At 66.9% G+C, this 20,014-nt stretch carries 19 protein-coding genes and 1 pseudogene; 14 read left to right on the forward strand and 6 right to left on the reverse strand.

The window, feature by feature from the left end:
- Window positions 1–324: 324 nt before the first annotated feature.
- A complete protein-coding gene (locus AB0P24_RS20565) occupies window positions 325–1,377 on the reverse strand; it encodes a hypothetical protein (protein WP_365795929.1) in 1,053 nt (350 codons plus the stop codon).
- On the reverse strand, window positions 1,365–2,027 hold the full coding sequence (locus AB0P24_RS20570) for a hypothetical protein (protein WP_365795931.1): 663 nt from the start codon (window positions 2,025–2,027) through the stop codon (window positions 1,365–1,367). Before AB0P24_RS20570 ends, AB0P24_RS20565 begins: the two co-directional genes overlap by 13 nt.
- Before the next feature lie 372 nt (window positions 2,028–2,399).
- On the opposite strand from AB0P24_RS20570, the gene AB0P24_RS20575 reads away from it, so the two are divergent.
- The gene (locus AB0P24_RS20575; RefSeq protein WP_365795933.1) at window positions 2,400–6,950 is read left to right on the forward strand and encodes an RHS repeat-associated core domain-containing protein; all 4,551 of its coding nucleotides are present in this window, start codon (window positions 2,400–2,402) and stop codon (window positions 6,948–6,950) included.
- On the forward strand, window positions 6,950–7,162 hold the full coding sequence (locus AB0P24_RS20580) for a hypothetical protein (protein WP_365795935.1): 213 nt from the start codon (window positions 6,950–6,952) through the stop codon (window positions 7,160–7,162). The genes AB0P24_RS20575 and AB0P24_RS20580 overlap by 1 nt, the downstream gene beginning before the upstream one ends.
- Window positions 7,163–7,357: 195 nt before the next feature.
- Here AB0P24_RS20580 and AB0P24_RS20585 read toward each other — a convergent pair.
- Together AB0P24_RS20585 and AB0P24_RS20590 are read right to left on the reverse strand one after the other, a co-directional pair.
- Window positions 7,358–7,625 (reverse strand): annotated as a pseudogene (locus tag AB0P24_RS20585) (transposase family protein); the annotation flags it as partial.
- A gap of 111 nt (window positions 7,626–7,736) precedes the next feature.
- Complete coding sequence (locus AB0P24_RS20590; RefSeq protein WP_365795937.1) at window positions 7,737–7,943, reverse strand: hypothetical protein; 207 nt, start codon at window positions 7,941–7,943, stop codon at window positions 7,737–7,739.
- A 215-nt stretch (window positions 7,944–8,158) separates the two neighbouring features.
- On the opposite strand from AB0P24_RS20590, the gene AB0P24_RS20595 reads away from it, so the two are divergent.
- Both AB0P24_RS20595 and AB0P24_RS20600 read left to right on the forward strand, forming a co-directional pair.
- Window positions 8,159–8,590 carry a hypothetical protein gene (locus AB0P24_RS20595; protein ID WP_365795939.1) on the forward strand — a complete coding sequence of 144 codons (432 nt, stop codon included), beginning with the start codon at window positions 8,159–8,161 and terminating at the stop codon, window positions 8,588–8,590.
- Window positions 8,591–8,614: 24 nt separating this feature from the next.
- Entirely contained in the window at window positions 8,615–9,064 is a 450-nt protein-coding gene (locus tag AB0P24_RS20600) for a hypothetical protein (protein WP_365795941.1), read from the forward strand.
- Window positions 9,065–9,158: 94 nt separating this feature from the next.
- Here the strand turns inward: AB0P24_RS20600 and AB0P24_RS20605 are convergent, their stop codons facing one another.
- On the reverse strand, window positions 9,159–10,361 hold the full coding sequence (locus AB0P24_RS20605) for an IS110 family transposase (RefSeq protein WP_365795943.1): 1,203 nt from the start codon (window positions 10,359–10,361) through the stop codon (window positions 9,159–9,161).
- 210 nt (window positions 10,362–10,571) lie between these two features.
- Here AB0P24_RS20605 and AB0P24_RS20610 point away from each other — a divergent pair, with 210 nt between their 5' ends.
- From AB0P24_RS20610 to AB0P24_RS20635, 6 genes are all read left to right on the forward strand, one after another.
- The gene (locus AB0P24_RS20610) at window positions 10,572–11,051 is read left to right on the forward strand and encodes a hypothetical protein (protein WP_365795945.1); all 480 of its coding nucleotides are present in this window, start codon (window positions 10,572–10,574) and stop codon (window positions 11,049–11,051) included.
- Window positions 11,052–11,065: 14 nt separating this feature from the next.
- Window positions 11,066–11,611, forward strand: coding sequence for a barstar family protein (locus AB0P24_RS20615; protein WP_365795947.1), 546 nt, complete (start codon window positions 11,066–11,068; stop codon window positions 11,609–11,611).
- 38 nt (window positions 11,612–11,649) lie between these two features.
- Window positions 11,650–12,075, forward strand: coding sequence for a hypothetical protein (locus AB0P24_RS20620; RefSeq protein ID WP_365795949.1), 426 nt, complete (start codon window positions 11,650–11,652; stop codon window positions 12,073–12,075).
- Between the two features lie 5 nt (window positions 12,076–12,080).
- Window positions 12,081–12,620 (forward strand): HEAT repeat domain-containing protein, encoded by a 540-nt coding sequence (locus AB0P24_RS20625; protein WP_365795951.1) that lies wholly within the window; start codon window positions 12,081–12,083, stop codon window positions 12,618–12,620.
- Entirely contained in the window at window positions 12,617–13,411 is a 795-nt protein-coding gene (locus AB0P24_RS20630; protein ID WP_365795953.1) for a hypothetical protein, read from the forward strand. Before AB0P24_RS20625 ends, AB0P24_RS20630 begins: the two co-directional genes overlap by 4 nt.
- 311 nt (window positions 13,412–13,722) lie before the next feature.
- Complete coding sequence (locus AB0P24_RS20635) at window positions 13,723–14,166, forward strand: SUKH-3 domain-containing protein (protein ID WP_365795955.1); 444 nt, start codon at window positions 13,723–13,725, stop codon at window positions 14,164–14,166.
- Window positions 14,167–14,524: 358 nt separating this feature from the next.
- Here the strand turns inward: AB0P24_RS20635 and AB0P24_RS20640 are convergent, their stop codons facing one another.
- On the reverse strand, window positions 14,525–15,496 hold the full coding sequence (locus AB0P24_RS20640; RefSeq protein WP_365795957.1) for a LysR family transcriptional regulator: 972 nt from the start codon (window positions 15,494–15,496) through the stop codon (window positions 14,525–14,527).
- An 84-nt stretch (window positions 15,497–15,580) separates the two neighbouring features.
- Here AB0P24_RS20640 and AB0P24_RS20645 point away from each other — a divergent pair, with 84 nt between their 5' ends.
- The 4 genes from AB0P24_RS20645 (at window position 15,581) to AB0P24_RS20660 (ending at window position 20,012) form a co-directional block, all read left to right on the forward strand.
- The gene (locus AB0P24_RS20645; protein WP_365795959.1) at window positions 15,581–16,894 is read left to right on the forward strand and encodes an MFS transporter; all 1,314 of its coding nucleotides are present in this window, start codon (window positions 15,581–15,583) and stop codon (window positions 16,892–16,894) included.
- Window positions 16,895–17,005: 111 nt separating this feature from the next.
- Window positions 17,006–18,292, forward strand: a complete 1,287-nt coding sequence (locus tag AB0P24_RS20650; RefSeq protein ID WP_365795961.1) for an extracellular solute-binding protein — start codon at window positions 17,006–17,008, stop codon at window positions 18,290–18,292.
- Window positions 18,293–18,294: 2 nt separating this feature from the next.
- Window positions 18,295–19,194 carry a sugar ABC transporter permease gene (locus AB0P24_RS20655; RefSeq protein ID WP_365795963.1) on the forward strand — a complete coding sequence of 300 codons (900 nt, stop codon included), beginning with the start codon at window positions 18,295–18,297 and terminating at the stop codon, window positions 19,192–19,194.
- Window positions 19,191–20,012, forward strand: coding sequence for a carbohydrate ABC transporter permease (locus AB0P24_RS20660; RefSeq protein ID WP_365795965.1), 822 nt, complete (start codon window positions 19,191–19,193; stop codon window positions 20,010–20,012). The genes AB0P24_RS20655 and AB0P24_RS20660 overlap by 4 nt, the downstream gene beginning before the upstream one ends.
- Window positions 20,013–20,014 lie beyond the last annotated feature (2 nt).

Consider the following 20,014-nt stretch of genomic DNA (forward strand, 5'->3'; position numbering starts at 1 on the left):
GGCAAGGTGATCTGGGGACGGTCCGTCCCGGCCTGCACGCTCGGCGATACGGACGCGCTGCCAGCCGTTCCGGTACCGGCCGCCGCGTTGTCGTCACCTGCGGGGGAGCCACCGCTGCCGCCACAACCACAGACGAGCAGCGCGATTGCGGCTCCCGTGACGGTGTGTGCGGACATTCGGGGCCGGCGGCTCACTCTGAAACTCCTGCTGGGAGGTGACGTGGTCGGAATGGGGAATCGGGGCTGCGGCGCGCGAAAAGCGGACCTGGCCAGGTGCCCTCGGGTACATGGCCAGGTCCCGGTCGTCGTCACCGGACGACAGGTCTCACCTGTTGACGGACTGGATCTCCTGCACGGTGACGTCCTGCGACCGGCCGAAGGAGCCGTCGGGCAGGCGGCGGCCATTGGTGCCGTCACTGCCGGACCACCTGATCTGCCAGGTGATCGTGGCCTTGAGCTGGTACGAGCCGTTACCTGACGACCGGAGGTACTTCACCCCACAGGGGGGCGTCTTGCCGGCGTCACCCTCGGTGTACTTCTCCCCGACACCGCCATTGTTGTTGAGATCACAGACCCCCGACGCAGGGTAGGTGACCGCGTCGGAGGTACCCGGCTCGATCTTGAGGGAGACGGGTTTGGCGGTGGTCGTGGCCCACATGCCCAAGGCGTCGATGCGCGCGGTGACTGACACCGGCTTGAACGTGGTCTCGTCCAGCCACGCCCACGTGGGAAGGTTGACCTTCGTCTTGTCCGCCGGGGCCAGGCTCACGTCCTTGGAGGGCACCCGGATCTCGTTGTAGGCGAGTTCGGCGAGAATCTGGGGCGTGACGGCGTTCTTGATGTTGGTCGGCGGCGCGTCACCGGTGGCCACCCAGAAGTAGGGCTCGTCGCACTTGTCCCAGCCGGGCGGGAAGGACTTGTTGACGTACGAGTCCCACCAGTAACCCTTGCCGGTCTGGTCCTTGTTGAAGTCCTTGTAGGGATGACCGTTGACGTACCGGTCACGCTGGGTCGCGTCCCAGGCGTCACCCGTCGAACCGGCCGCCCAGATCGGCTCCAGGTACGCCTGCAACTGGGCGGGCGTGTACTTCGGGGCGTACCAGCACGCCGGCGGGGTCCAGGTCGTCATGGGAGTGACAGGACCGACGGAATCGCCCGAGCCGTTCTTGGAACGGTCGTACTGGATCAGGCCGACGGTCGAAGAGAGAGTCCCGTCGCTGGAGGCATTGCCGGACGTGGTCGTGCCTGGACCGGACCCGCCGACTGATCCACCGCCTCCGGGACGGTCGGCCATGGCTGACGGAGCAGAGAGGACACAGACGGACGCCGCCAGTGCGATCGTCGTGATACCTCGGCGGAATCTGGTCACGGCTGGCATTTGTCGGCTCCGCGAGTAGACGCGATCTTCACGAGCTCCCAGACTCCCTTTGCGTTCTTCTCGACCTGGACGCCATATGCGACATAGCTGTTCTTGGTGGTTTTCGTCTTCTTGACAACCCCGGTCTTGATGACCTTGTTGTAGCCCTTGCTTTCGTCCCCGCAATAAGTCAGCGAGGCCGTGGACTTGGACTCGACGGTGACTTGCCGGTCGTAGTAGCGGACAACTCCCGTGACCGTCAGTCCACCATCCACGAAGGACTGGACCCACTGCTGAGCAGCAACGGCCCCCTCCCCTTCCGTGTAGTACTCCAGAGCGGGAAGACGCGGATTCTGGGCTCCGATGGCCGCATCGAGTGCCCGGACGAACTCCGCATTGTCCGAGAGGATCGCGTTCTTGACCGGGTCGGAATCCTGGTCAGGGGTGAACGTGAGAGTGTCACCAGCAGGCAGCGTAATCTTCGGCCGCCCCGACGCTGCTGCCGAAGCCGAAGCACTCGCCGAAGCCGAAGTCGACGCCCCCGTGTCCGCGCCCGCGATCTTGTCGTTCGACTTGGACTTGTCTCCGTCGCCTCCACCGCAACCGGCGAGCAGAAGTGCCGCCGTCACACCGGCGGTGGCAGTCGTGAGCAGGCGGGAACGGCGGGTCACGGTGGGCTCCTGGTGGGACGGTTGGGGTCTGCGAAGCAGCGAATACGGTATCGGGGTCCATCCGGAACGCACCAGAGCGATTTGCTGCGACCCGGTCGAACGAAACGGCGCACGGCAGATCATAGTCGGGCAACTCGTCGCCGCGGCCTAGGCTTTGGTGCCGTCCCGTGACATCACCACGACCCTCGGTTGGCCTCCGCAAAGGCGTTGGCCGGGTCGGGCCGCCGAAATGCGGGGCGACCCGCGCGGTCGGACGGGGCGTGCTTCCGAACCCTGATCACGAACCGGCCTTCACCTCGAACCGGCAGGACCTGTAACTTCACGTGTGCACAGGTTTGTTGACGGGGCGTACGCGACGGGGGTTGCGGAATCATGGCGGGGTACCGACCGGCGGACTGGCATCCACTCGACCTCGACAGGGACCCCACCCCCGGCGACCCGCAACGCGTGCGCACCCTCGCCTCCCAGTTGCACGCCTTCGCCGACGACGTCTCGGACGCCCTGCGCCTGGTCAAGGGCATGGCCGGCGAGGACACCCTCCTCCAGTGGGCCGGCAAGTCGGCCGAGGTGTTCAAGGAGCAGTTCAAGGACGTCCCCAAGAACCTGAAGAAGCTGAAGAAGTCGTACGAGATGTGCGGCGATGCGCTTGCGGACTACTGGCCGAAGCTGGAGCGCGCCCAGGCCCTCGCCGACAAGGCCCTGGCCAAGGCGAAGGAGGCACAGTCCGACCTCTCCTCCGCCAAGTCCCGCCTCTCCTCCGCCGATTCCTGGGTCACCCGCGCGACGAAGGAAGCGGACAAGTACAAGGACGACCCCACCGGCAGCAAGTCCAGCGCCGACAAGCCCGACGAGGGCAAGGTCCGCGCCGCCACCAGGGACGTGCAGAGCGCCAAGTCCGCCCACACCAAGGCCCAGTCGGACGTCACCACCGCGCAGAACGCCCTCGACGCCGCGAAGAAGATGGCCGAGGACGCCCGCAAGATGCGCGACGACGCGGCGGGCGAGGCGAAGCGGAAGATCGACGAGGCCTCCGACGCGGGGATACCCAACCGGCACTGGTGGCAGGACGTCGGTCACTGGTTCGAGGACAACTGGGACACCATCGTCACCGTCTGCAAGGTCGTCGTAGCGGTCGTCGGGATCATCGCGTTGATCATCGGCGGGCCGATCCTCGGCGCGATCGTGCTGGTCGCGGCGCTCGTCGTGCTCGCGGACACGCTCTACAAATACTCAAAGGGCCAAGCGTCCCTGTGGGACGTGGCGTTCGCGGCGCTGGACTGTATACCCGGCGGCAAGGGCATCACCAGCCTCGGAAAACTCGCCAAGGGGCTCAAGGAGATGAAGAACCTCCGCGGCGGCATGAAGGCCATGAGCCTCGCCGTCCGCGGACTGGGCAAGAACGCCCGCGGCATGCTCGCCGAGGGTGCGGAAGGGGCCTTCAACCGGCTCAAGAGCGTCGTCCGATCCAAGGGCAGCGACCCCGTCGACATGGCCACCGGCGCCATGTATCTGCCGCAGAACGACATCGAACTGCCCGGCCTACTGCCGTTGGCCTTCACCCGCCGCGTCGCCTCCAACTACCGCTGCGGCTGGTGGTTCGGCCCGAGTTGGGCATCCACCCTGGATGAGCGTCTGGAAGTAGACGACCAAGGCGTCGTCCACGTCACCGAGGACGGCCTGCTCCTCGCCTACCCCCACCCCGCCGCACCTCACACCCCGGTCATGCCGGAGGCCGGCCCCCGCCGCCCCCTGACCCGCCACGACGACGGCGGCTACCGCATCACCGACCCCCTCACCGGCCACACCCGGCACTTCGCCCGCCCCAGCACCGACGGCACAGCCCTGCTCACCCGGATATCCGACCGCAACCAGCACACCATCACGTTCGAGTACGACGAGCACGGCACCCCGCTCGCCATCCGCCACTCCGGCGGCTACCACCTGCGCATCACGATCGACGAAGGCCGAGTCACCGCCATCTCCCTGGTCGGCGCCGACGACGACGGCACCGACGTCGTCATCAAGCGCTACGGCTACACCGACGGCAACCTCACCGAGACGATCAACTCCTCGGGCCTGCCCCTGCGCTTCACCTACGACGACCGGCTGCGCGTCACCTCCTGGACCGACACCAACAACAGCCGCTACGCCTACACCTACGACGACCGCGACCGCTGCATCGCCGAGGGCGGCGAAGCCGGCCACATCACCATCACCCTCGACTACGACGGCGCCGACCCCGCCTGGCCCGCCTGCCGCATCACCACCCTCACCACCGCCGAAGGCGCCGTCACTCGCTTCGTCGTCAACACCAACAGCCAGGTCATCGCCGAAACAGACCCCCTCGGCAACACCACGCGCACCAGCTACGACCAGCACCACCACGTCCTGGCCCAGACGGATGCACTCGGCCACACCACGCACCTTGAAAACAACGTAAACGGCCAACCCACCAGAATCTTCCGACCTGATGGGCGCAGTGCGTCCGTTGAATTCAACGATCTCGCTCTTCCTGTCGAGATCACCGGCTTCGACGGGAACACCCACAAGCGGACATACGACGAGCGCGGCAATCAGGTATCGTCAACTGATCCGGCTGGGGGCGAGAGTCATCTCACCTACGCCGAAGACGGCCGTATAACGTCTGTGACGAACCCCCTCGGGCACACAACCACAGTCCGCTGCGACAAGGCCGGTCTTCCGATCGAGATTACAGATCCACTCGGCGCTGTCACTCGGTACGAGCGAGATGCATTCGGTCGCAGAGTCGCGCTCATCGATGCCACAGGCGCCATAACCCGCCTGGAGTGGACGACGGAGGGACATCTGGCTCGCCGTACAGCTCCCGACGCCACGGCTGAAAGCTGGTCCTATGACGGAGAAGGAAACTGCATCCGCCATGTTGATGCGCTGGGCGGGATATCCAGCTTCGAGTACACGCATTTCGACCTGCTGGCATCCCGTACCGGTCCGGACAGCGTGCGATACGAGTTCACTCACGACAGCCAATTGCGTCTGACGAATGTCAGGAATCCTCAGGGACTGACATGGGCGTACGAATACGACGCAGCAGGAAATATGGTCTGCGAGACGGACTTCGACGGCCGTGCGCTTGCATACCGGTACGACGCCGCAGGTCGCCTGATTTCCCGCACGAATGCCCTGGGTCAGACTGTTTCGTTCGAGCGCAATCCTATGGGTCAGATCGTGCGGAAGTGCACGGCAGGGCGTGTAACTACATACTCGTACGGCCCGACCGGCTACATGGATGAGGCAGCGGGTCCGGACGCGAACGTCATATTTCTGCGCGACCGCGTCGGTCGACTTGTCTCGGAGACGGTCAACGAGCGGACACTGACATACGAATATGACGCTCTCGGCCGCCGCACGGCGCGCAGTACGCCCAGCGGCGCACGAACCATGTGGACGTACGATGCTGCTGGCAACCGTACGAAAATGGTGGCCTCGGGGCGCCCAATCAGCTTCACCTACGACTCCGTGGGACGAGAACTGATACGCCATATCGGCGACGAGGCTCTTACTTTGGCTCAGGAATACGACGATCTCGGTCGTTTGACGAGCCAGTCGCTGACAAGTCCACGACATCGCCATGTACAGCAGCGCAACTACCTCTATCGCTCTGACGGTCACGTCATCGCCATCGAGGATCAGCTGACCGGTGTGCGCCGCTTCGAGCTGGACCCCGTAGGCCGCGTGACGGCTGTACACGCGGCCAAGTGGACCGAGCGTTACGCCTACGACGCTTCCGGTAACCAGGAGGCCGCTTCTTGGCCGGAGAGCCATCCTGGCCAAGAAGCTGTGGGCGCCCGTGAATACGAGGGCACTCGCATCGTCCGTGCGGGACGGGTCCGATACAAACACGACGCTCTCGGTCGCATGACCTTGCGTCAGAAATCTCGGCTATCCCGAAAGCCTCTGACGTGGCAGTACGAGTGGGACCCGGAGGACCGCCTCACTTCAGTGATCACTCCCTCCGGGGTCCGTTGGCGGTACGAATACGATCCACTCGGCCGACGCACAGCCAAACTCCGCCTGGCGGAGGACGGTGAAACAGTCGTGGAGCGAGTCGACTTCACCTGGGACGGCACAACGCTGTGCGAACAGACGACCATCCACGACCGCTCCCGTCCCGTGACTCTCACCTGGGACTACCAGGGTCTGCGCCCAGTGGCCCAGACGGAACGCATCAGCGCCTCCGAGGCTTCGCACGAAGAAATCGATTCTCGCTTCTTCGCCATCGTGAGCGACCTGGTCGGCAGTCCCAGCGAACTCGTTGACGAGCAGGGCGACATAGCGTGGCGCGCCCGCAGCACCCTATGGGGATCGACAGCTTGGCCAGCAGGCTCCGCTGCCTACACACCCCTGCGGTTCCCAGGTCAGTACTACGATGTCGAAACCGGCCTGCATTACAATTATTTCCGGCACTACGACCCAGAGACGGCCCGGTATCTCACCCCGGACCCACTGGGTTTGGCCCCGTCCCCCAACCCTCTCACTTATGTCGACAATCCACTCGTCTTCGCCGACCCGCTCGGCCTGGCCCCGGATTACGACCTCACCGACCTTGGCGACGGCTGGTACCGTTCTCAGGCAGGATTGGACTACGGTCCAGGATCCGCGGAAGGTCATCGGATTCTGCACGTCATGGAGCACGCCCGAGAGAATCCCGCGAAACCTAGACACGGCGTGTATGACACCGGTTCGAAGGGGATCTTGGAGACCGTCGACGAAGCCTGGGACAGGCGCGCTCTTGCCGCTTCGGTGAACCAGCAGGGCGCCCGCACAACCTATGTGATTCCCATGAGTCGAAGAGTGGGACTGAACGAGGGTGAGGACTACATCTCCATCACCGTCGAGCATGGAAACGAAGTAATCACAGCATTCCCTAGGAGCTGGCCCTGATGAAGAAGATCGTTTGCCCCCATTGCAGTCAGGACTGGATTCACAAGTACCGAAGGAAGGATATTGACTCTGTTTTCTTCATGTGCCCTGAATGTGAATCATTGTGGCTGCACGAAGAGGACCTCGAAGATGAAACAGACATGTATCTGAGTGAGTACATGGCCCAGTACGACGCAGTTACGGTGTGGTCCGTGATCGAGAAGGTCGACTGACCTCTGCAGTGAGCCGATCGTCCGCGGTGATCAGCGGTACACCAAGCGCCTCTCCCTCGGGGCGGTGCTCCCCTCTTCAACGACTTCGCGCCCCCCAACGGGATTTACCGCTCCTCGGAGTTGGCGACTTCTTCGCAGATTGGGAAGCTCTTCGCGATGTGGATTTCGCATTCAGTGCCGTGGCAGGCCGGGCCAGAAGGCTTTGCGGGAGGCGGCACGCACCGCTTGGGCGGGGTCGGGGGCGAGGGCGGCCAGGCAGTTCGACGGCCTCGCTCACGTACCAGTAGACGGTACTGAGGCTGATGCCAAACCCGGTGGCCAGCTGGGCGTAGGTGTGTCCGCATCGCAGGTGGGCCAGGACCAGCAGGTTCCCGGCCGTTCCGAGCCGGCGCCACCGTGTTCCGCGTTCACGGCACAGAGCCGTCAGTTTCCTGGCCAGGAACCGTAGGGCTGAACTGGACAGATCGAGTCCCGATGGGTAGACAACTCGTCTACCAGGAGCTTCACTCCGTCACGCACGCGGTGCCCCGCTGCCATGTGACCTGACCTGGACCGGGGGGCTTCGCATCGGTCTTCAGAGCGCAGGCAGCGGAAGCGCCACCTGTCGTCCCAGACCGAACTCCTCGGCCTCGTTGTTACTGACGACCGCGACGGTGCCCGCAGGGACGCCAGGAAGGGCGGCCACGCGGGACGCCACCGCCAGAAGATCCCCCTCACCGGCTCCGGTGATGAAGAAGACGTAGACGTCTCCGTCCTCCTCTCCCTCATCGAAGGCCTCCACGTCACCTTGGGCTTCGAGATCGGCCAGGAAGTCCCGACCTCCTCGATCCAGGGGAACGGGTAGGAGCCGTCCGGCAGGCCGGACGTCGGCAGCAACGGCACGTGGATCTCAACAACCATGGTGGGCACGAAGGTCATCTTGCCGCCAGAGTCTCCGCCCGGCTCAACCAGGAGCGAGCCGCGTCAACAGCCTTGCTGAGGTTGGAATAATCCGACGTGAGCAGCACCTTCAAGTACTGCTTCCGCAGCCCACTGGGCGGGCTCGCCGCCGACCTGACGGCCGAGTGCACCCCGACGGGTGCCGAGAACGAGTTCTTCTTGCAGATCGACCGACAGGTGCGCCTGGCGCTGCCCGCAGGGATTCACTGGCGGGACGCATCGTGGCTGGCCTACGGCTTGGCGGCACACGCGCCCGCCCTGATGTCACGGCATCCCGATGGCATGACCCTGAGAGTGACATCGTTCACCTATCCCCTCGCCCACTTCCGGTCGGAAGTGGGCGCCCTGGCCATGGACGGCTGGCTCAGACATCAGTTCGACCTATCGGACCGCGGATTGCGGGCTGCCTTCGATACTGTGCAGGGGCGCTACACGTTCCAATGGGGAGACGACACCGCCCCCTTCTCGGACGACCCGTCTGCGCCCTGAGGGGTGATCCGGTTCGAGTTCTCCGTGAACGAGAACGAGGCCCCCCCGCCGTCGGGGTTCGACCTGGGGCACATCGACGTCCGTGGCGACCGCGGAGAGGCGAGTTCACGGAGCCACACCCCGGACCAGGCGATGATGATCTACCTCTCGCTGACCCTCCTCATGGACGGCCTGCGCCGTTTCCTGACGGGCTGGGGCAGGTCCTTCACGACGTCCGCCGTCGACTCGTCCTTCTCACTGACGTTCAGGCGCGGAAAGGACGGCTCGATCGAGACCGTTTACGACGGTATGGTGATCGACCGCTCGTCCGCCGCGGACCTCGCGAGCGCCGTGCACGCAGGAGCCGAGCGCTTCGAGAAGCCCCGACTCCCGCTCCTTCCCGGGGATGACGCGGGGCGGGAGGATCTGGAGAAGTCCCTGGCCGATTTCGGGAATTTCGCGGCACGGCTGCCTCGGCGGAACGCTGGTGAGTAACGGCGTCTCCGAGCCTGGGCGGTCCTTGTTCCTGAGGAATCCGCCGGAGTTCGGCGGCAGCTGGCGGAACTGACGAGGAATCTCAATGATCGTGTCAAGCCGCCTGCGTGACCGGCGCGGCGGAGGTGAACAGCCTCTTGTCACGCAGCATCGCCCACAGCACGTCGACCCGGCGCCGGGCGAGGGACAGCAGAGCCTGGGTATGCAGCAGCCCCTCGGATCGCTTCCGAAGGTAGTAGTCCCGGGATGGTCCGGGCCGCATCATGGCGGTCTGTGCGGCCATGTAGAAGATGTGCCGCAGGCGCCGGTTGTAGCGCTTGGGCCGGTGGTAGTTACCGGTGCGGCGGCCGGAGTCCCGGGCCACCGGGGCCAGGCCCGCGTGCGAGGCCAGGCGGCCGGCGTCGCGGTAGCCGGACAGGTCACCGACGATGGCAACGAACTCCGCCCCGAGGATCGGGCCCATGCCGGGCATCGATTCGATGATCTCGGCGCGGTCGTCGGCGCGGAAGGTCTCGCGGATCTCCCGGTCGTTGTCCTTGATCCGTTCGTCCAGAGCCAGCAGCTGGTGGGCGAGGTCGCCGACCATCCTGACGGCCCGCTTCTCCCCGGGCAGGGAGGTCATCTGGGCCTGAGCCGCTTCAACCGCCCTGGCGGCGACATCGCCGGCGCCGCGGACCTTGCGGCGCTCCAACCAGGTCGTCAGCCGCTTCACTCCGATTCGACGCAGAGCGGCCGGGGTCTGGTACTCGGTCAGCATGACGACCGGGCCCTTGGCCGCGGAGTAGTCGAAGGCACGCTCCAGGGCGGGACAGATGCCCACCAGCAGGTCACGGAGCCGGTTGACGAGCCGGACCCGGTCGGTGATCAGGTCGGCCCGGTAGTTGGTCAGCAGCTGGAGGGTGGAGACCAGCTCCGGCGGCGTGTCCAGCGGGGCGAAGTCCCGGCGCATACGCGCCTGGTCGGCGATCACCCTGGCATCGCGGGCGTCGGTCTTGCCCTCGCCCTTGTAGGCCGCGGACATGCGGTTGACCGTCCGTCCGGGCACGTAGACGACCTGCTGACCGTGGGCGATCAGCAGCGCCAGCAACAGCGTGGAGGAACGACCGGAGATGTCCACCGCCCACCGCACCTCACTGGCCCGCTCCCGGGCGGTCTCGATCAGCGTGAGGATCTGCGCTTCGTCGTTGATCACTTTCGTCGAGAACAGCGACCCGCCGTCGGCGTCCAACGCCACCGCCCAGTGATGCCCCTTGCCGGCGTCGACACCGACCCATATCCGTGCGTGAGCCGTGCTCAAGCCCCTCGCTCCGTTCCACCGAGACCAACACCTTCATGGCCCGAAGAACACCCCGCCGACAGGTCCCTAACCAGCGATGACCGCAGTTCTCAATCAGTGGTCGGAGCGTCCCGGAGGACCGGGCGGCCATTCCTCGTGAGCCATTGACAGCAAACAACCATCAGCCACACCCGGTCCTCCCGGACCGCCAACCATTCTTAGGGAAGACCCATGGATCTCACCGGCCACTCGACAGACTTCACCGTCGACGCGTCCTTCCCCGACGCCATGCGCCGATTCGTGGCCCGCGCGCAACGCCGATGGCCGCAGCTCCTGCTGTCCGGGGAGCCGGTTGTTCAGGAGGCGGACTGGCGGCTGCCCGAACCCGACGACGGCTACTCCGGGATCGTCACTTTCTCCTCCGGTCAGGAGATGGAGGACTTCTGGGAGGAGAACGGCTATGCGCTGGACGGCTCGGGGCAGGGACCGTACGCCGTCTTCCACCGACGCCGTACCGGGCCACTGCACGCCACGACGATCTCCGGAATCAGGACGGACGACTCCGACATCGTGCAGGCAGTCGAAGGAACAAGCCTCCTGATGACCGAGTACTACACCATCAGTCTGCTCACACCGGAGGACCCCGCAGCCGACCCATTCTCCGCAGCGGTCGTAAACGACTTCGTCGGATCCTTCTACGCGACTGTTTAGGTGGTAACGATCGTATGAGCAGTTTCGATCTCACAGGCACTTCGGAGCCCTGGGTCGTATGCGTCCCGGAAGGTACGGCGGAGGTCCGGCGGCAACTGTCGGAACTGACAGCGAAGGGCGGGCGGGTCCACCACTTCGACGGCCGCGATCTGACGACCGTACGGGGCACCTTCCGCACCTTCGCGGAAACTCTGCAGTTACCCGGCTATTTCGGGAGAAACTGGGATGCGCTGGTCGACTGCCTGGACGACCTCTGCGGCGAGGTCACGGGTGGAGGAGCGGGGATCGCGGGCGTAGTGCACGACGCTGATCTCCTGCTCCGGACGGAGCACTTCCCCCTGTTCGTATCGGTACTCTGCCAGGGCGCCGACCGCGCGAACTCAGCCGTGGACCTCGACGGCGACCCCCTGGACCGACCCGCCATCGCCGAACACTTCGTCCTGAAATTCCGGAATTTCGACCTCGCGAAGATCGCGGACTGTGTCGAGCAACCCGACCTGCTCGTCACCACCAAGGACGGATTCGTGGGGGTTGCGCTCAATCCCGAGGAATGGCACTGAGGCTGCCGCTTCTCTTCGCAATGAGTTTCAGGATTGCCGTGGACACAGAAACCAAGTCCCGCTTCACGAGCGCCGGCCTGGAAGTGGTCGCTCGATACACGGGCGTTGACGTCCCGTCCGTCGATGAGGCATTCCACCGAGTCGTGCACATCGATGCCACGCCGGTTCAGAGAATGCAGAAGCGCGGGCCCGACGCGGCCCACCGGGTCGACGATGCCTGGAAGACCTGTGCACGTGAAGGAGGAGTGGTAGCTGACGATGGAGCGTTCCTTGCGGCCGACGGTATGCGCTACGGGTGGGTTCATGTCAGGCTCACCCCCGCAACTGATATCTCTGCGTTGGCGGATCAGGGAGGAGAGCTCCTTTTCATCGCCCGTTCCTTGAGCGGTCACCGGGTCTGCGCGGCCAGCACCGAAGGGTCCGAATACTGGATCCTTGAAGCCGATTTTCCAGCACAGGAATGATGAAGATGATCGACCTGGAGCGGGTGGACTCCCTCGTCGCCGGCGGATACATCGGCGCCGAGCGGGCCGAGGATGCGGCGGCCGCGGTGCCTGCGGCACGGCAGCATGTCCTGGACTGGCTGCGGATCACGTCCGCCGAAGGCGACTGGCGGCGCTTCGAGCGGTTCGCCGCGCTGGCCCTGCACATCCACCCCGAAGGGCTCGGGCCGATCCTGGCGACGGTGCTGGCCACCCGGCCCCCGGGCGTGAACACGGAGGACCTGGTCGACCTGCTCGGAGAACTGCGGGCCCCCGAGGGAGTCGAACCGGTCGCCGCCCTGGTGCGGGAGCGGACGTCGACCGACGGCCCTTACTTCACCTTCTGCGTCAAGGCCATCCGGGCACTGGGTGAGATCGGCACCCCTGACGCCGCCGACTTCCTGCGCGGCATCGCGACCGGGGATCCCGCGGCCTGGCCCGACCTCCTGCGCCGGCATGCCGCGGAGGAACTGGGGATCGAGGACGAGCTCGGCTTCGACGAGGACCGGATACTGGGTGGATCATGATCGAAGAGCATCCGCCGGGCGGGGAGGGCGACGAACCGGAACTCGATCTCGACGGGATCGAGGAGATCTGTGCCGTGGCCACGCCCGGGCCCTGGTTCGTCAGAAACCTGGACGACAGTCATGCGATGAACCTGCGCGCCGTCAGCACAGTGGCGGACACCGGACGCGGGGAGCGGTGGCCACGCTTCGACCACAGGGAGCTGATCGCGGCGACCCTGGTGCAGGAGCCACGCTATGTGGACTGCGCCGACGAACGCTGGGACGAGAACGCGGCCTTTATCGCGATGGCGCGGGACGCCGTGCCTCGGCTCGTGAAAGAGGTGAGGCGTCTGCGGCAACTCCTCGCGACCGTGGTGACCGAAGATGGACGCACGACGGAGACCAGCACCTTCGCGTACCGCTTCCGCAGCCCATTCGGCGGGCTGGCCGCCGATCTGACGGCGGGACACATGCCCCCGAGCGCGGAGGACGGCTTCTTCCTGCAGATCGATCGGCGGGTGCGCCTGATCCCCCCTACGGGAACGCACTGGCGGGATGTCCACTGGCTGGCACACGGCCTGGCGGCACACGCGTCCGCCCTGCTGTCGCTGCACCCCGAAGGCCTGACCGTCAGGGTCACGTCGTTCACGTTCCCGCTCGCCCACTACCGGCCGGAAGCCGCGGCCCTGGCCATGGACGGCTGGCTCAGGCAGCGGTTCGGCCTACCGGACCGCGGACTGCGGGTGGCCTTCGATGCCGGACAGGGAGGTTACACGTTCCGGTGGGGAGACGCCCCACCCTCTTCTCGATAGCCCGGCCCGAACCCCCTTCACGGGCGCGAGTACCAAGGGTGGTGGGGACCACCCGAACCTGCATCCCGATGTGCGGGCCGCATACGACCGGGTTCCGCAGGAGCTTCGTCCGGCGGGCAACGAGCACGGGCGGTGCGGCGAGGCGGAAGCCCTCTCCGATGCCATGCACGCCGGGGTCGACCCTCGGGGTGGTGTGATGGCTTCCGTGGACGTCCGCGCGGCGGGCAAGCCCAAGCACGGTGCTCCCAGGCACCGTGTTCCTCGTACCGACAAGTGCTCGATCAACTCGGAATCGGGGCGGTGACCTGGAGATGAGCGCAGAGACCACGCCCCGGTGGTCGGCGGAGACGGAACGCGTGTTGCGGGAGGCGGGCTGGTACCCCGGCCGCTCGGTGCCCACCCTGGAGTGGGAGACCGCGCTCCGGGAGCACGGCGGCTTCGAGATCCACGAGGCGGCCCGGCGCTTTCTCGCCGAGTTCGGCGGGCTGGAAGGTAGCGAGCGGGGACCGGGGAGGACGATGGCCCGCATGGGGTTCAGTCTCGACCCAGCCGTTGCCGAATGGGACGACGAGATCTTCGACGTACTCAGCGACGAGGCCGGCGCCACTCTCTATCCGATCGGGGAGGCTGACCGCCGGAACATCTACCTGGGCATGGCACCGAACGGCGCCGTCTACGTCGGCATGGACAGCGCCACACTGCTGGCGGACACGGGCGACCGGGCGCTGGAGAAACTCATCGAGGGGATTCGGTAGCCGGGCGGACGCCGCGAGAGCGGGAACGCCTGGTACGCCAGATGGAGTCGGGCCGGCGAACGGCGACGCCTTCTGGTCGTCCTCGTTCCAGAAGGCACGGCCGGAATTCAGCGGCAGTTGCCGGAACTGGAGGCGAAGGGCGGGCAGGTCCACCACTTCGACTCGTGCGAGCTGATGACCGAGCCGGGGATCTACGATTCCTTCGCGCAAGGTCCCCCCACTGGACTGTTCCGGGCACGCTGACGACCCCGAGCGCACGTCCAGGCCGGGCCCCCACCCGCTCCGAGCGCCCCATTCCAGCTCCCCGCACCCGGCCCCATGAAGTCAGCTCACAGGGCGGACCCGTGTTCCCGGCGTGTCATGTGCGGCCGCCCATCACCTCCCGGTCACCGGCCGGAATCCATCCGTCGGCCGGCCACTGAAGCCACCGTTCCGCCCGCCCTATCTCGGCGGCCGCCCGCCGCAGCGCGTCGAGTCCCGGATGGGCCAGCCCCTTTCGCCACACGAGCGACACGGGCGACAACGGGACCGGATCGGCCAGGGGCCGCCAGACCGTTCCGGGTATGGCCGGAAATCCCACCACCCCGAGGACGGGATTCCGGTACTTGGTCATGATCCGCTGGAACTCCTCCTCCCCGACAGCCAGCGGCAGCGGTGGCGCGACCGTGATGCCTCGTCCCTCGAAGAGGTGAAAGGCCAGGTCGGTCCATTCCAGGGTGCGTTCGTTCCCGGCACCGGCGTACACCGCCTCGCCTTCCAGCGCGGCCAACGGCACCGTCTCCAGAGCCGCGAGCCGGTGGTCGGAGGGGAGGATTACGGCCATGGGTTCGAATCGAACGGGCTGGTGTTCGAGGCCGGAGCGCAGCGCCGGGTCCAGTCCCGCGAACCGTCCGAAGGACGCGTCGAGCCGTCCCGCGAGGAGTTCGGCCGCCGCTCCGGTGAGCCCGCTCTCGTAGCGGGCCATCAGCTCGCAGTCGGGGGCGAGTTCGCGGGCGCGGTGCAGGACGCGCCGGCCGGTCTCCAGGCCCGGGGAGTTGAGGTCCACCAGCAGCGGCCGGGCCTGTCCGAACGCGGCGAGCAGGGCGTCCTGGGCGGCCAGCACCCGGCGGGCGTACGGCAGCAGCCGGGCGCCGTCGGCGGTGAGGCCGACCTGACGGGTGCTGCGGAGGAACAGCTCGGCGCCCAGCTCCCGCTCCAGCCGCCGTACATCACGGCTGAGCGCCTGCTGGGCGACGTACAGCCGGGCGGCGGCGCGGGTGAAGTGCAGTTCCTCGGCGACGGTCACGAAGACGCGCAGCAGGCGGGGGTCGATGTGGGCGGGCGCCGGCATCACGCGAACTTACAACACAGGTGCGTGAATCGGCGCCGAGCAGGTGTTGGACCCCTTGATCGGCCCGGGGCGACGGTGGTGTCCATGCCGCGACCGACTCAGCCGGGCCCGCCCGGGACCGTCCACACCGTCACCGCCGACTCCCTCGTCACCGTCGACTTCAGCCCCCGCTTCCACCGTCGCCCCCCTCGCTCCCGCCGCCGTCCGCCCGGCCCCTACCGCCGCCTCTTCGCCCTCCCCGGCACCCGGGCCTTCACCGCCGGGAACCTGCTGGCCCGCCTCCCCATGGGCATGTTCAGCGTCAGCGCGGTCGTGATGATCGCCGGGTCGCGCGGCTCGTACGCCCTCGCCGGTGCCGTCACCGCGACCGGCCTCGCCGCCACCGGTCTCGCCGGGCCCTGGATCGCCCGGCTCGTCGACCGGCACGGGCAGGCGCGGGTCGCGATACCCGCGACCGTCACCGCCGTGCTCGGCAGTCTGGCCCTGCTGCTCTGCGTCCGGTACGGCGCCCCGGACTGGACCCTGTTCGCCGCCTACGCGGCCACCGCCACCACCCCCAACCTCGGCGGCATGTCCCGGGCCCGCTGGGCGCACCTGCTGCGCGCGAACCCGGACGCCCTGCACACCGCGAACTCCTTCGAGCAGGCCGCCGACGAGCTGTGCTTCATGCTGGGCCCGGTCCTCGCCTCCTTCCTGACCGGCACGTTCTTCCCGGAGGCCGGCACCCTGGTCGGCGCGGTGTTGCTGCTCACCGGCGCGCTGCTGTTCGCCGCCCAGCGGGCCACCGAGCCGCCGCCCCGGACCGGTCCGGGCACCACGCGCACACCGCTGCGCATCGGCCCGCTGCTGGCCTGCTTCGTCGCGACCGGCGCGGTGTTCGGCTCGATGGAGGTCGTCACCATCGCCTACGCCGACGCCCAGGGCCACCGCTCGGCGGCCGGTGCGGTGCTCGCCCTACAGGCGGCCGGTTCCTGTGCGGCGGGCCTGCTGTACGGGGCGCTCAGGCCGGCCGGGCCCGCCGAACGCAGGCTTCCCGTCTGCCTGTTGTCGATGGCGGCGCTGATGTCCGTCCCGCTGCTCGCCGTCCGTGCCTTCGACAGCCTCTGGGCTCTGGCCCCCGCCCTGCTCGCGGCCGGCATGGCGACCGCCCCGACCATGGTGACCGCGATGACCCTGGTCCAGGACCGCGCCCCGGAGGGCCGCCTCAACGAGGGGATGAGCCTGGTCGTGACCGCCCTGCTGACCGGCATCGCCTGCGGTTCGGCGCTCGGCGGCTGGGCGGCGGACCACGTATCGCCGACGGCCGCCTTCGCGACCCCGGCCGCGGCGGCCGTCGTGGCCCTCGCCGTCAACACCGCCAGTCGAATCGCTTCCCCCAATTCTCTCCGCACCCATTGACGCCTTCACAGCGCGCACCTACCGTCCTCCGTCGAAGCGCTTCGACGTTTCGCATCGAACCGATTCGACGCGGAACGAGCACCCTCCATCCGACTCCCTGGGAGGCATTGGATGTTGACGACACGAGGGCGAACCACGACCGCGGCGGCGATCCTCGCCGGATCGCTGCTCCTCACCTCCTGCGGCGGCTCGGGCGGCAGCACGTCCGACGGGAAGACGCTCAGGCTGTGGCACTACGAGGGTCCGACCAGCGCGATGGGCATCGCCTGGAACGAGGCCATCAAGGAGTTCGAGGCGACCCACCCCGGCGTGAAGGTCAAGTACGAGGAGAAGAGCTTCGAGCAGATCCAGAAGACCGCGCAGATGGTCCTGAACTCCTCCGACGCTCCCGACCTCATGGAGTACAACAAGGGCAACGCGACGGCGGGCCTGCTCTCCAAGCAGGGCCTGCTCACCGACCTGACCGCCGAGGCGGCCAAGCGCGGCTGGGACAAGAAGCTCAGCGCGGGCGTGCGCACCACCAGCCAGTACGACGCCGACGGCGTGATGGGCTCCGGCAAGTGGTACGGCGTGCCCAACTACGCCGAGTACACGATGGTCTATTACAACAAGGACCTGTTCAAGAAGTACGGGATCGCCGAGCCGAAGACGTTCGACGACCTGACGGCGGCGATGGACACGTTCGTCGCGAAGGGGATCACCCCGCTCGCCGACTCCGGCTCCGAGTACATGGCCCAGCAGTACCTGTACCAGCTGGCGCTCTCGAAGGCCGACCGCTCGTGGGTCGACGCCTACGAGCTGTACAAGGGCAAGGTCGACTTCCACGACCAGGCCTGGACGTACGCGGCGACCACCTTCGCCGACTGGGTGAAGAAGGGGTACATCGCGAAGACGTCCTCCGGTACGACCGCCGAGCAGGCCGGGGTCTCCTTCATCCAGGGCAAGTCACCGATCCTGTTCTCCGGCAGCTGGTGGTACGGCCGCTTCCAGTCGGAGGCCAAGTTCGGCTGGGGCAGCTTCCTGTGGCCCGGCTCCGACCTCACCCTCGGCTCCGGCGGCAACCTCTGGGTCGTACCGAAGAACTCCAAGAACAAGGACCTCGCCTACGACTTCATCGACATCACCATGTCGAAGAAGATCCAGAACCTGCTCGGCAACAAGGGCGGTGTCCCGGTCGCCGCGGACGCGAGCGCCATCACCGACCCCAAGTCCAAGGAACTGATCGCCAACTTCAACACGGTCAGCAAGCGCGACGGCCTCGCCTTCTACCCCGACTGGCCGGTCGCCGGCTTCTACGACACCCTCGTCTCCGAGACCCAGAAGCTGATCACCGGCAGCGAGAAACCCGACGCCTACCTGAGCAACCTCCAGACGGCGTACGACAAGGGCTCGAAGTGAGCATGCCGGTACGCCCCCGGGACTCGTACGCCCTCTTTCTCCTTCCCGGCGCCCTCGCCTTCCTGGCGGTCGTGATCGTCCCGTTCCTGATGAACACGGGCGTGAGCTTCACCGACTGGCAGGGCGTGGGCAGCCCGCACTGGTCCGGACTCGCCAACTACCGCGAGCTGCTGCACGATTCCGAGTTCTGGGCGTCGTTCCGGCACAGCCTCTTCATGGTCGTCGCGATGGCCGCGATACCCACCGCCCTCGGACTGGTCCTGGCCGCCGCCCTGTTCGACTACGTCGGCAAGCACTTCGGCACCCGGATCGCGGCCGTCCTCCGCGCCTGCTTCTACCTCCCCCAGGTACTGCCGGTCGCGGTCGCCGGCATCGTGTGGAGCTGGATCCTCGCCCCCGACAACGGCTCCCTCAACGCCCTGCTCAAGGCCGTCGGTCTCGGCTCCTGGCAGCAGGACTGGCTCGGCGACCCCGACCTCGCCCTCTACACGGTGATGGGCGTGCTGGTCTGGGTGCAGATCGGCTTCCCGCTGGTCGTCTTCATGGCCGGGCTCGGCCGGGTCGACCCGCAGCTGTACGAGGCGGCCGAGCTGGACGGCGCCGGCTGGTGGCGCCGCTTCTGGCACGTCACGCTGCCGCAGATCCGCCCCGAGGTGTACGTCGTCCTGACCTGGTGCACGATCGCCGCCCTCAAGGTCTTCGGCGCGGTGTACGTCCTGACCAAGGGCGGCCCGGGCGGCGCCACCGACGTCCCGTCCTACTTCTCCTTCACCACGTTCTTCGAGAAGACCCAGGTCGGCTACGGCTCGGCGATCTCCACGGTCCTCACCGTGATCATCCTGGCCCTGGCCGTGCTCGGCCTGAAGCTGCAGGGCCGCGCGGAGGACGGGGACACGCCATGACCGCCCTGCGCCGCTACCCGGTCCTCATCGCCCTCTGCCTCGCCGCCCTCTTCATGGTCGTCCCGTTCCTGATCGTGACGGTCAACGCGGTGAAGTCCCCGGCGGAGTACTCCCAGAACGGCCCGCTGAGCCTTCCCCACGGCCTCTACCTCGACGGCCTCAAGGACTTCTGGCAGCGCGTCGACTACAGCCAGAAGCTGGTCAACTCGACCCTCATCAGCGGCTCGGTCGCCCTGCTCGCCACCGCGCTCTCCGTCCTGAGCGCGTACGCGATCGGCATCGGCCGGATCCGCGGCCGTACCTGGGTGCTCGCCTTCTTCGTCCTCGCCAACCTGCTGCCGCAGGAGGCACTGGTCTACCCGCTCTACTACCTGAGCAAGGAGGCCGGCCTGTACGACACCCGGCTCAGCGTGATCATCGTCTTCACGGTGATCCAGTCGGCGTTCGGGACGTACCTGCTCTCCGCCGTCCTCGGCCAGTTCCCGCGCGAGATCATCGAGGCGGCCCGCATCGACGGCGCGAACAAGTGGCAGATCCTGGTCCGGATCGTCGTACCGGTCAGCCGCCCGACGCTGGGCGTGCTCCTGGTCTTCTTCTTCATCTGGACCTGGAACGAGTTCCTGCTGCCGCTGGTCATGCTGATCTCCAACGACAACCAGACGGTGTCCGTGGCCCTAGGCGTCCTCCAGGGCCAGCGCCTGATGGACGCCACCATGACCAACGCGGCCGCCCTGCTCGGCGTGCTCCCGGCCATCGTCTTCTTCCTCGTCTTCCAGCGGACGCTCACCCGGGGGATCGCCGTGGGAGCGGTCAAATAGGA

The organism is Streptomyces sp. NPDC086519 (assembly GCF_040686075.1).
Taxonomy (GTDB): Bacteria; Actinomycetota; Actinomycetes; order Streptomycetales; family Streptomycetaceae; genus Streptomyces; species Streptomyces shenzhenensis.